The organism is Candidatus Burkholderia verschuerenii (assembly GCF_001189365.1).
GTDB lineage: Bacteria > Pseudomonadota > Gammaproteobacteria > Burkholderiales > Burkholderiaceae > Caballeronia > Caballeronia verschuerenii.
The window spans coordinates 1-12609 of record NZ_LFJJ01000168.1 but is presented as its reverse complement, the minus strand read 5'-3'; the positions used below and the strand labels follow the sequence as shown (position 1 = coordinate 12609).

Below are 12609 nucleotides of genomic sequence, written 5' to 3'. Positions count from 1 at the left end.
ATCGGCGAAGTTCCAAACTCCCAGGAAACCATTCAGATCAATATTGCTTCTGGGAGTTCTGGGAAACACGATCTTCCGGCGGCCCCTTGCCACCCTTGACTTCGACTAATTCTGAAGGGCCGACCACGTATCGACGCCGGTCGTATAACGCGAGCGCATCCAGAAGCACAACGCAAACACGAGGAACGCGGCCGTCGCGATCCGGCGCGGATCGGTGCGCGGCAGGAACTTGCCGGTGATCGGCGAGAGCAGCACGGCGAACAATCCGACCGGCGCCATCACGAGGCCGGCATCCGTCGCCGTATAGCCGATATCGGTTTGCAGCCAGAGCGGCAACAGCACCAGATTGCCGAAGTACAGCCCGTAACCGACCGATAGATAGCGCGACCGTCCCGCCCGTGAAATTGCGCAGCGCGAACAGCGACAAATCGACGACCGGATGTTCCGCCGTCAACTCCCACACGAGGAAGAACGCGAACGCGATCACCGCGACGAGCGCGAGCACGACGATGGTCGTCGAGTTGAACCAGTCGAGGTCCTTGCCCTTGTCGAGCATGATTTGCAGCGAGCCGACCCACACGACCAGCAAGCTCAGGCCGACGATATCGATCGGCGCCTTGCGGATTGCCGAATCGCGGTCGCGGAAAATCGCGAACGTGGCGATTGCCGCGACGAAACCGACCGGGATATTCACGTAGAAGATCCACGGCCAGGAAATGTTCTCGGAGATCCAGCCGCCGAGAATCGGGCCCGCGACCGGCGCGATCAGCGTCGTCATCGACCACATCGATAAGGCCATCGGCGCTTTTTCGCGTGGATAGCTCGCGAGCAGCAGCGTCTGCGAGAGCGGAATCATCGGGCCGGCGACCGCGCCTTGCAGCACGCGCGCGGCGAGCAGGAAGGGCAGCGTCGGCGCGAGTCCGCACAGCCAAGACGCTATCACGAACAGAATGATCGAGCCGAGAAACAGCCGCACCTGACCGAGCCGCTGCGTGAGCCAGCCGGTGAGCGGCACCGAGATCGCGTTGGCGACCGCGAACGACGTGATCACCCACGTGCCCTGATCGGACGACACGCCAAGATCGCCAGAAATCGAGGGAATCGACACGTTGGCGATCGAGGTATCGAGCACGTTCATGAACACCGCCAGCGACACGGCGATCGTCCCGATGACGAGCTTCGCGCCTTGCAGCGGCGGATGAACGATGTTTTGCTGAGACATGAGGCGAACCCGCTTACATCAGCTTGGCGGCCGACGCCGACTTGACGGTCTTGCCGCGCGGCGCGGCGGAGGACGACGTCGTGCTCGGCGAGCCTTGCGCGCCCGGACCGCTGCCTTCGTTCTGCTGGATGATGCGCGCGATTTCCTGGTCGGCCTGCGCGCCGTAGTTCTCGAACACGTTGGTCTGATACACCGTGTTCGCCGCCTGGCCGAGTTGCGCGCCGTTGTCGTCCTTGATCGTCACGTCGACGTTCATCGACAGGCCGATACGCAGCGGATGCTGTTCCAGTTCCTTCGGATCGAGCTGGATACGCACCGGCAGACGCTGCACGACCTTGATCCAGTTACCCGTCGCGTTCTGCGCGGGCAGCAGCGAGAACGCCGAACCCGTGCCCGCCGAGAAGCCGATCACCTTGCCGTGATACGTGATGCTCGAACCGTACAGGTCGGCGGTCAGCTCGACCGGCTGGCCGATACGCATATGCTTCAGTTGCACTTCCTTGAAGTTGGCGTCGACCCACACGCCGTTGAGCGGCACGATCGCCATCAGCGGATTGCCGGGCGCGACACGCTGGCCGACCTGCACCGAACGCTTCGCCACATAACCCGTGACCGGCGCGGGCAGCGTGTTGCGCGCGTAGTTGATGTACGAATCGCGCACCTTGGCAGCGGCGGCGAGCACGTTCGGATGCTCGGCGATCGACGTGTTCGCGGTCAGCGAACGGTTCGACGCGAGTTCCTGTTGGGCGGCGTCCAGCGCGGCCTGCGCGCCGCGCACGGCATCGCGCGCGTGGGATATTTCTTCCTGCGACACCGCGCCCGTCTGCGCCACCTGCATGCGGCGATTCAAATCGTCCTGCGCGCGCGACAAGTCCGAGCGGCGCAGCGCGATCTGCGCTTCGTACTGGCCGTTGTTGACGAAGTACGTGCGCACCTGACGCACCGTCTGCGCGAGATTTGCTTCGGCCGAATCGAGCGCGACTTTCGAGTCCGCCGGATCGAGCGAGACGAGCGGATCGCCGATCTTGACCGTCTGCGTATCGTCGGCGTTGACGGACACGACCGTGCCCGTGACCTGCGGCGTGATCTGCACGATATTGCCGTTGACGTAGGCATCGTCGGTCGCTTCGTGGAATCGCGCGATCAGGAAGTAGTACAGCCCGTATGCAATGGCCGCGATGATGATGACGAGCACCACCAGCGTCATCAGCATACGGCGTTTGCCGTTGCTCTTCGGCGCTGGCGCGGCCGCTGCTGCGGCGTTTTGTTGAGGGTCGCTCATGAAAGGCTCCGATATCTCGTATTTGGCTTGATGCGTGTTCTGTGCGGTCCGGTTACTTCGCCGCTTGCTGAGTCGTCTGTTTCCGCGCTTGCGATCCTGCCTGCGATTGATCTTGCGCCGCCGGCTTCTGCCCGCTGCCGTCGATGGCGAGATTGGTGCTCGTCGCATCGAATCCGCCGCCGAGCGACTTGATCAGCGCGATCTGCAGATCGCTGCGGCGCATGCGCAGATTCGTCACCGTCTGCTCGTTGGCGAGACGGTTCTGGTCCGCCGTCAGCACTTGCAGTTGCGGCGACAGGCCCACCTTGTAGCGGATCACCGCGAGGTTGTACGCGCTCGTCGCGGCGCCCAGCGCGCGCTGCGCATCGCCCATTTGCCGGTCGATGGCGCGGATCGCGGAGATGTTGGTCGCCACGTCGTTGAGCGCGTTGATCAGCGTCTGGTTGTAGGTCGCGATATCGCCGTCGAAATCGGCGTAGCGGCCCTTCAACTGCGCGCGCAATGCGCCGGCATCGAAGATCAGCAAGTGGATGGCCGGTCCCGCCTGAATCTGGCGGCGGCTGCTCTGCAGGAAACGGCCCCAGCCGAACGCGTCGAAACCGAAGCCCGCCGCGAGGTTGATGTCGGGGAAGAACTCGGCCTTCGCTTCCTTGATGTTGTGCGTCGCCGCTTCCACTTGCCAGCGCGCCGCGACGATATCCGGACGACGCGAGATCAGGTCGGCGGGCACGTTGTCCGGCAGCGCGACATTCACGTTCGGATTGATCACCGGCTTGTCGATCTTCAGACCGCGATCGGGACCTTTGCCCAGCAGCGCGGCCAGTTGATAGCGCACCGATTCGATTTGCCCGTCGAGATCGCTCAAGTTGGTCTGGCTGGTAGCGACATTGCCTTCGGCGGTGCGGCGCTCGACGTTGGTGTCGAGTCCGGCCGTTACGCGCCCGTTGGTGATACGCCCGACATCCTGCCGATTGGCGATTTCACGCTGCGTCACGTCGCGCAGCGAGTAGAGCAGCGCGAGCTGGTTGTAAGTGCGCGCAACCGATGCCGCGAGCGTCACGCGCGCCTGTTGCATGTCGGCTTCGGCGGCTTTTTCCTGCGACACGGCCTGATTCAGACGCGAGCGGTTCTTGCCCCACAAATCCAGATCCCACGACGCGCTCGCCAGCACGTTGTTCTCGCTGAACCACGTCCCGCCGTAAGGCGGCGGAAACAGCGCGTTGCCGGAATACAGTTCGCGGGTCCACGAGTACGAGCCGTTGACCTTCGGATACAGCGCCGAATTCGACGTCTCGATATACGACGACGCCTTCGAGATCCGCGCCTGCGCCTGCGCGATGCTCGGGCTGTCCGCGAGCGCTTCGTCGATCAGCTTCGGCAGTTGCGGATCGCCGAACTGGTTGGCCCAGTCGAGCGACGGCCATTGACCGCCCTGATTCGGCACGCTCTGAGTCGCCTCGTATTGATCGGGCGTCGACATCTGCTTGTCGCTGTGGATGCCGGAGTAGTTCGCGCAGCCTGCGACGGCCAGCGCCGCGACGGCGGCGGCCACGGCGCTTCGGGCGCTCCGGATACGCGACGTGCCGTCGAGCGCGGGCAAGGAGAGGTGTTTCATCGCTCGTCTCTTGAGATGAGTATTAAAGATGGACGTTGCAATCATTTTGTAGGCTTCCGTCGTTCGATTTGGAGCCGATTTTGCTTGTCATTGCAATCAAGTGCCGGACTTGTCCGCTCCCGCGAGCAGGGCCGCTGCGGAAGGGTCGCACGAGTTGGCCAGAATGCGGCGCAACATGTTTTTCAGGAAACCGACTTCTTCCGGAGAAAAACCCGTGAGCAGTTTGTCGAGCACGCTGGTGAAGATCGGCGGGACTTTTTCGGCCATCGCGCGGCCGTCGTCGGTCAGCGCCAGGCGCACCACGCGCCGATCCGCCTCGCTGCGCACGCGCGACAGCAGTCCGCGCTTTTCCAGCCGGTCGATCAGGCGCGTCACCGCGCTTGCATCGATGCCGTATTCCCGCGCGATATCCGCCGCCGTCGCGCATTTGCCGACCGCGAGCATGAACATGATGCTGGCCTGCGTGCTGGTGATGCCCAGTTCGGACGTCGTCTGCTGCGTGACCATGTTCCACATCGTCGAGCGGACGCGGCTGATCAGGTAGCCGACGCTCTCGCTCAGGACGTAATTGTCGAGCGTGATCGCGGCAGGGGCGGCTTTGGAAGCGTCGCTCATTTCCGAATAATCATGCGATTGCAATAGTTGACTAGGCAGGATTGTAGCGGCGAGTTTCGAAGCCTGCAAAGGTGTTTTATGAAAGCGTTTAAGAATCGGCGCGCAGGCTTGCGCGGCGGGGCACGGGTGTTGCGCCATCTCGACGGGTGGTAGCGGGTATCGGCCTATTGTCAGAAGACGACATCCGTGCGTGCTATACTTTTCGGTTATCACCACGCCGGGCCCGAGTTTTATTTGTTGCAGCAGGGGTTGCCGAGCCTTGAAGCCTTCAATATCACGAAGGCGGCTCCGACGGCGCACAACCAAGACATCCTCCTATGACTCGCGCCCTTCGCAATATCGCCATCATCGCCCACGTCGACCACGGCAAAACCACGCTCGTCGACCAGTTGCTCCGCCAGTCGGGCACCTTCCGAGAAAACCAGCAGGTCGCCGAGCGCGTCATGGACTCGAACGACATCGAAAAGGAACGTGGCATCACGATCCTGGCGAAGAACTGCGCGGTCGAATACGAAGGCACGCACATCAACATCGTCGATACGCCGGGACACGCGGACTTCGGCGGCGAAGTGGAGCGCGTGCTGTCGATGGTCGACTCCGTGCTGCTGCTGGTCGACGCCGTCGAAGGCCCGATGCCGCAAACGCGCTTCGTGACCAAGAAGGCGCTCGCGCTCGGTCTCAAGCCGATCGTCGTCATCAACAAGGTGGACCGTCCGGGCGCGCGTATCGACTGGGTGATCAACCAGACCTTCGATCTGTTCGACAAGCTGGGCGCCACGGAAGAGCAACTCGACTTCCCGATCGTTTATGCATCGGGTCTGAACGGCCTTGCCGGTCTGAATCCGGACGTGCGTGAAGGCACCATGCGTCCGCTGTTCGAAGCCATTCTCGAACACGTGCCGGTTCGCCCGGCCGACCCGGATGCGCCGCTGCAACTCCAGATCACGTCGCTCGACTACAACTCGTATGTCGGCCGTATCGGTGTGGGCCGCGTCGCGCGCGGGCGTATTCGCCCCGGCATGCAGGTCGCGGTGCGTTCGGGTCCGGACGGCGCGATCATCAACCGCAAGATCAATCAGGTGCTGTCGTTCCACGGTCTGGAGCGCGTGCAGGTTGAAGAGGCGCAGGCCGGCGATATCGTGCTGATCAACGGTATCGAGGAAATCGGTATCGGCGTGACCATCTGCGCGCCGGAACAGCCCGAAGCGCTGCCGATGATCACCGTCGACGAACCGACGCTCACGATGAACTTCCTCGTGAACTCGTCGCCGCTGGCGGGCAAGGAAGGCAAGTTCGTGACGAGCCGTCAGATTCGCGACCGTCTCACCAAGGAACTGAACCACAACGTGGCGTTGCGCGTGAAAGACACCGGCGACGAAACCACGTTCGAAGTCTCGGGCCGCGGCGAACTGCACTTGACCATTCTGGTCGAGAACATGCGCCGCGAAGGTTATGAACTCGCCGTGTCGCGTCCGCGCGTGGTGCTGCAGGAAATCGACGGCGTGAAGCACGAGCCGTACGAAAACCTGACCGTCGATATCGAAGACGGCCACCAGGGCGGCGTGATGGAAGAACTCGGCCGCCGCAAGGGTGAAATGCTCGACATGACGTCGGATGGCCGTGGCCGCACGCGTCTCGAGTACAAGATTTCGGCTCGCGGCCTGATCGGCTTCCAGAGCGAATTCCTGACGCTCACGCGCGGCACGGGCCTGATGAGCCACACGTTCGATTCGTACTCGCCCGTCAAGGAAGGCTCGATCGGCGAGCGTCGCAACGGCGTGCTGATCTCGCAGGACGACGGCGCGGCCGTGGCCTACGCACTGTGGAAGCTGCAGGATCGCGGCCGCATGTTCGTGTCGCCGGGCGATGCGCTGTACGAAGGCATGATCATCGGCATCCATAGCCGCGACAATGACCTCGTCGTGAATCCGATCAAGGGCAAGCAGCTGACCAACGTCCGCGCATCGGGTACGGACGAAGCCGTGCGTCTGGTGCCGCCGGTTCAATTGTCGCTGGAATACGCGGTCGAGTTCATCGACGACGACGAACTGGTCGAAGTCACGCCGCAGTCGATCCGTTTGCGCAAGCGTCACCTGAAGGAACACGAGCGCCGTCGCGCCAGCCGCGAAGCGGACTAATCGCCCCGGAGTCTCCGCAGTAAAAGCACAAAGCCGCCCGAAGTCATCTTCCGGCGGCTTTGTCGTATCTGCGCCGGATTGAACTTCGGCGTACGCTTGTGTATCTCAAAAAAAGCCCGCACATCGTTATGGCAGAAGGGCGTGGCCCTGAGGCAAAGGTGCGACCATTAGCCATATGACGACTGGTTATGTGCTATGCTTTTGAGATTAGCTGTCGCATGTTAGGTCCTTCCAAGCAGACTTGATTCGCGCAATCCGCTAAACGGTCAGGCCGTGGCGCGGAAGGTTTTGTAACCCGCACTTCCTCGAGAAACTCGAAGAAAGGTGAGCGTAAAAATGATGAAGCAATTCCAGTCGAACTCATACCTGTTCGGCGGCAATGCTCCGTACGTCGAAGAGCTGTACGAGCAATATCTCGATAATCCCGCGTCAGTGCCCGAGACCTGGCGAGCCTATTTCGACGCGCTGCAGAACGTGCCCGCATCCGACGGCACGGCGCAGACCGACGTGGCCCATGGCCCGATCGTCGAATCGTTTGCCCAACGCGCGAAAGCCAACGCTTTCATCCCGCGCGAAAGCGGCACGGAAGATCTGGCCACCGCGCGCAAACAGGTCTACGTCCAGTCCCTCATCGGCGCCTATCGCTTCCTCGGCTCGCAGATCGCCAATCTCGATCCGCTCAAGCGTCGCGAGCGTCCGCATATCCCCGAACTCGAACCCGCGTTCTACGACTTCACCGAAGCCGACATGGACGAGACGTTCAGCGCCACGAACCTGTATTTCGGGTTCGAGAAAGCGTCGCTGCGCGAAATCGTCAAGGCGTTGCGTGACACGTATTGCGGCACGATCGGCGCGGAATACATGTACATCAGCGATCCGGAGCAGAAGCGCTGGTGGAAGGAGCGTCTGGAGTCGATCCGCTCGACGCCCGAATTCTCCGTCGAGAAGAAAAAGCACATCCTGAACCGCCTGACGGCCGCCGAAGGCCTCGAGCGTTTCTTTCACACCAAGTACGTCGGTCAGAAGCGCTTCTCGCTGGAAGGCGGCGAAAGCTTCATCGCGTCGATGGACGAGGTCGTCCGTCACGCGGGCAAGAGCGGCGTGCAGGAAATCGTCATCGCGATGGCGCACCGTGGCCGTCTGAACGTGCTGGTCAATACGCTGGGCAAGATGCCGGTTGACCTGTTCGCCGAATTCGAAGGCAAGCACCACGACGATCTGCCGGCCGGCGACGTGAAGTACCACAAGGGCTTCTCGTCGGACGTCTCGACGGAAGGCAGCCCGGTTCACCTGTCGCTCGCGTTCAATCCGTCGCACCTGGAAATCGTAAACCCGGTGGTCGAGGGTTCGGCCAAGGCACGTATGGATCGCCGTGGCGACGAAGAAGGCCTGCAAGTGCTGCCGGTGCAAGTGCACGGCGACGCGGCCTTCGCCGGTCAGGGCGTCGTGATGGAAACGCTGAACCTCGCGCAAACGCGCGGTTACGGCACGCACGGCACGCTGCATATCGTCATCAACAACCAGATCGGCTTCACGACGTCGGACCCGCGCGATGCGCGCTCGACGCTGTATTGCTCGGACGTGGTCAAGATGATCGAAGCGCCGGTGCTGCACGTCAACGGCGACGATCCGGAAGCGGTCGTGCTGGCTACGCAACTGGCCATCGACTTCCGCATGAAGTTCCACAAGGATGTCGTGGTCGACATCATCTGCTTCCGTAAGCTGGGTCACAACGAGCAGGACACGCCGGCCGTCACGCAGCCGCTGATGTACAAGACCATCGCGAAGCATCCGGGCACGCGCGCCGTCTACGCCGAAAAGCTGGTTCAGCAGGGCGTGATCACGGCCGAAGACGCGGATACCTTCATCAAGGAATACCGTCAGGCGATGGACGAAGGCCATCACACGGTCGATCCGGTGCTCTCGAACTACAAGAGCAAGTACGCGGTCGACTGGGTGCCGTTCCTGAACCGTAAGTGGACCGACGCGGCCGACACGGCCGTGCCGCTGGCCGAACTGAAGCGTCTGGCCGAGCGCATCACGACGATTCCGGAAAACTTCAAGGTCCACCCGCTGGTCGAGCGCGTCATCAACGACCGCCGCGCGATGGGTCTGGGCGAATCCAAGCTCGACTGGGGCATGGGCGAGCACCTCGCGTTCGCTTCGCTGGTCGCATCGGGCTACGCCGTGCGTCTGACGGGGCAGGACTCGGGCCGTGGCACGTTCACGCACCGCCACGCAGTTCTGCACGATCAGAATCGCGAGCGCTGGAACGACGGCACGTACATTCCGCTGCAGAACATCGCGGACGGTCAGGCCAAGTTCACGGTGATCGATTCCGTGCTGTCCGAAGAAGCAGTGCTCGGCTTCGAGTACGGTTATTCGACCGCTGAACCGAACACGTTCGTCGCGTGGGAAGCGCAGTTCGGCGACTTCGTGAACGGCGCGCAGGTCGTGATCGACCAGTTCATCTCGTCGGGCGAAGTGAAGTGGGGCCGCGTCTCGGGTCTCACGATGATGCTGCCGCACGGCTACGAAGGTCAGGGTCCGGAGCACTCGTCGGCGCGTATCGAACGCTTCCTGCAACTGTGCGCGGACCACAACATGCAAGTGGTTCAGCCGACCACGCCGGCGCAGATTTTCCACTTGCTGCGCCGTCAGATGATCCGCCTGTTCCGCAAGCCGCTGATCATCGCCACGCCGAAGTCGCTGCTGCGTCACAAGGAAGCGGTGTCGGATCTGTCGGAACTCGCGAAGGGTTCGTTCCAGCCGGTCATCGGCGAAGTGGACGAAACGATCGAAGCGAAGAAGGTCAAGCGCGTGGTCGCGTGCTCGGGCCGTGTGTATTACGACCTGGTCGCGCATCGCCGCGAAGCGAAGGCGAACGATGTCGCCATCGTGCGTATCGAGCAGCTGTATCCGTTCGCGCACAAGCAGTTCGACGCGGAAATCAAGCGCTTCGAAAATGCGACGGAAGTGGTCTGGGTGCAGGACGAGCCGCAGAACCAGGGTCCCTGGTTCTATATCGAGCACCATCTGCGCGAAGGCATGCGCGAAGGCATGAAGCTGGCCTACAGCGGCCGTCCGGCTTCGGCATCGCCGGCAGTCGGCTACTACGCGAAGCACTACGAGCAGCAGAAGGCGCTCGTGGAAGGCGCGTTCGGCCGCCTCAAGGGCGCGCAGGTTATTGCGAAATGAGCGCGAAGTAATCGTTGCTTGAAGAGACCGGGTGAGCGTGGAGTTTTCCAACAGCGCGCTCCCCGGTTTCGCTGCTCGACCAAACATACAGACACACGCATTAGGACAATACTGAAATGGCTATCGTAGAAGTCAAGGTTCCCCAGCTTTCCGAGTCGGTCTCGGAAGCGACCATGCTGCAGTGGAAGAAGAAGCCGGGCGAGGCTGTCGCCCAGGACGAAATCCTGATCGAAATCGAGACCGACAAGGTCGTGCTCGAAGTGCCGGCACCGTCGGCTGGCGTGCTCGCGCAAGTCATCAAGCATGACGGCGATATCGTAGGCGCCGATGAAGTCATCGCGAAGATCGACACCGAAGCCAAGGCAGGCGCCGCGCCCGCCGCCGGCGACGCCGAAGTGAAGCCCGCACCGGAAGCCGAACCGGCTGCCGCCGCTGCATCGGCTCCGGCTGCTGCGCAGGCATCGACGGGCGGCGCAGCATCGCCTTCCGCGACGAAGATTCTGGCCGAGAAGGGCGTGTCGGCGGATCAGGTGTCGGGCTTGGGCCGCGACGGCCGCATCACCAAGGGCGACGCGCTGTCCGCTCAGGCCGGCGCTCCGGCTGCAAAGCCCGCCGCCGCACCCGCGCCGGCTCCCGCCCGCGCCGCCAAGCCGTCGCTGCCGCAAGTCAGCGCACCGGCATTGGCCGATGCATGGCTCAAGGATCGCCCGGAACAGCGCGTGCCGATGTCGCGTCTGCGTGCGCGTATCGCCGAGCGTCTGCTCGAGTCGCAGCAAACCAACGCCATCCTGACGACGTTCAACGAAGTCAACATGGCGCCGGTCATGGATCTGCGCAACAAGTACAAGGATCGCTTCGAGAAGGAACATGGCGTGAAGCTCGGCTTCATGTCGTTCTTCGTGAAGGCCGCCGTCCACGCGCTGAAGAAGTTCCCGCTCGTGAACGCATCGATCGACGGTAACGATATCGTCTATCACGGCTACTTCGACATCGGTATCGCGGTCGGTTCGCCGCGCGGTCTGGTGGTGCCGATTCTGCGCAACGCGGATCAGATGAGCCTCGCCGACATCGAAAAGAAGATCGCCGAATTCGGCCAGAAGGCCAAGGACGGCAAGCTGTCGATCGAAGAAATGACCGGCGGCACGTTCTCGATCTCGAACGGCGGCGTGTTCGGCTCGATGCTGTCGACGCCGATCATCAACCCGCCGCAGTCGGCAATCCTCGGCGTGCACGCGACGAAGGAACGCGCGGTCGTCGAAAACGGCCAGATCGTGATCCGTCCGATGAACTACCTCGCGCTGTCGTACGACCACCGCATCATCGACGGCCGCGAAGCCGTGCTGTCGCTGGTCGCGATGAAGGACGCGCTGGAAGATCCGGCCCGTCTGCTGCTGGACCTGTAAGAGCTAATAGTGCCTTCGGGCGCGCGCGATAGGCTCGCGCGCGCCTTGAGGAAGGCGTCTGCGCAAGAGCGCAGTCATGCAAAAGGAAAGTCATGTCCAAGGAATTTGATGTCGTCGTGATCGGCGCGGGCCCTGGCGGCTATATCGCGGCGATTCGCGCAGCGCAACTCGGCAAATCGGTTGCGTGTATCGAGAAGTGGAAGAACCCGGCGGGCGCGTTGAAGCTCGGCGGCACGTGTCTGAACGTAGGCTGTATCCCCTCGAAGGCGCTGCTGGCGTCGTCGGAAGAATTCGAGAACGCGTCGAAGCATCTGGCCGATCACGGCATCAGCGTGTCGGACGTGAAGCTCGATGTGTCGAAGATGCTGGCGCGTAAAGACGGCATCGTCGAAAAGATGACCAAGGGCATCGAGTTCCTGTTCCGCAAGAACAAGATCACGTGGCTCAAGGGTCACGGCAAGTTCACCGGCAAGAACGGTTCGGGCGTGCAGATCGAAGTGTCGGGCGAAGGCGAGACAGAAGTCGTCACCGCGAAGAACGTGATCATCGCGACGGGCTCGAAGGCGCGTCATCTGCCGAACATTCCGGTCGACAACAAGATCGTGGCCGACAACGAAGGCGCGCTGTCGTTCGACGCCGTGCCGAAGAAGTTCGCCGTCATCGGCGCGGGCGTGATCGGTCTGGAACTCGGCTCGGTGTGGCGTCGTCTGGGCGCGGATGTGACCGTGCTCGAAGCGCTGCCGCAATTCCTCGGCGCAGCGGACGAAGCGCTGGCGAAGGAAGCCGCCAAGCAGTTCAAGAAGCAGGGTCTGGATATTCACCTCGGCGTGAAGATCGGCGAAGTGAAGACGTCGGACAAGGGCGTGTCGATTGCCTACACCGACAACGCCGGTAACGCGCAGACGCTGGAAGCGGATCGCCTGATCGTGTCGATCGGCCGCGTGTCGAACACCGACAACCTCGGTCTGGAATCGATCGGCCTGAAGGCCAACGAGCGCGGCTTCATCGACGTGGACGACCACTGCGCGACGAGCGTGCCGGGCGTCTACGCGATCGGCGACGTCGTGCGTGGCCCGATGCTCGCGCACAAGGCGGAAGACGAAGGCGTGGCGGTGGCGGAAATTATCGACGGCCAG

General features: G+C 62.4%; 7 protein-coding genes and 1 pseudogene. 4 read left to right on the top strand and 4 right to left on the bottom strand.

Annotated elements, in window-relative coordinates:
• Positions 1-120: 120 nt before the first annotated feature.
• From BVER_RS22400 to BVER_RS22385, 4 genes and pseudogenes are all read right to left on the bottom strand, one after another.
• Positions 121-1222: pseudogene (locus BVER_RS22400) on the bottom strand (DHA2 family efflux MFS transporter permease subunit); the annotation flags it as partial.
• A 13-nt stretch (positions 1223-1235) separates the two neighbouring features.
• On the bottom strand, positions 1236-2504 hold the full coding sequence (locus BVER_RS22395; RefSeq protein ID WP_050455152.1) for an HlyD family secretion protein: 1269 nt from the start codon (positions 2502-2504) through the stop codon (positions 1236-1238).
• 52 nt (positions 2505-2556) lie between these two features.
• Positions 2557-4119, bottom strand: coding sequence for an efflux transporter outer membrane subunit (locus tag BVER_RS22390; RefSeq protein WP_050455151.1), 1563 nt, complete (start codon positions 4117-4119; stop codon positions 2557-2559).
• A gap of 96 nt (positions 4120-4215) precedes the next feature.
• Positions 4216-4734 carry a MarR family winged helix-turn-helix transcriptional regulator gene (locus tag BVER_RS22385; RefSeq protein ID WP_050455153.1) on the bottom strand — a complete coding sequence of 173 codons (519 nt, stop codon included), beginning with the start codon at positions 4732-4734 and terminating at the stop codon, positions 4216-4218.
• A gap of 317 nt (positions 4735-5051) precedes the next feature.
• Between BVER_RS22385 and typA the strand changes: the two genes are divergently transcribed.
• The 4 genes from typA to BVER_RS22365 form a co-directional block, all read left to right on the top strand.
• Positions 5052-6872 carry a translational GTPase TypA gene (gene typA / locus BVER_RS22380; protein ID WP_050455150.1) on the top strand — a complete coding sequence of 607 codons (1821 nt, stop codon included), beginning with the start codon at positions 5052-5054 and terminating at the stop codon, positions 6870-6872.
• Between the two features lie 336 nt (positions 6873-7208).
• Positions 7209-10070, top strand: a complete 2862-nt coding sequence (locus BVER_RS22375) for a 2-oxoglutarate dehydrogenase E1 component (RefSeq protein ID WP_050455149.1) — start codon at positions 7209-7211, stop codon at positions 10068-10070.
• A 116-nt stretch (positions 10071-10186) separates the two neighbouring features.
• Positions 10187-11473: a 2-oxoglutarate dehydrogenase complex dihydrolipoyllysine-residue succinyltransferase gene (odhB, locus tag BVER_RS22370; RefSeq protein ID WP_050455148.1), complete on the top strand. Its 1287-nt coding sequence runs from the start codon at positions 10187-10189 to the stop codon at positions 11471-11473.
• A gap of 92 nt (positions 11474-11565) precedes the next feature.
• Positions 11566-12609: FAD-dependent oxidoreductase (locus BVER_RS22365; protein WP_050455147.1), on the top strand; the 1044-nt coding region annotated here is incomplete at its 3' end.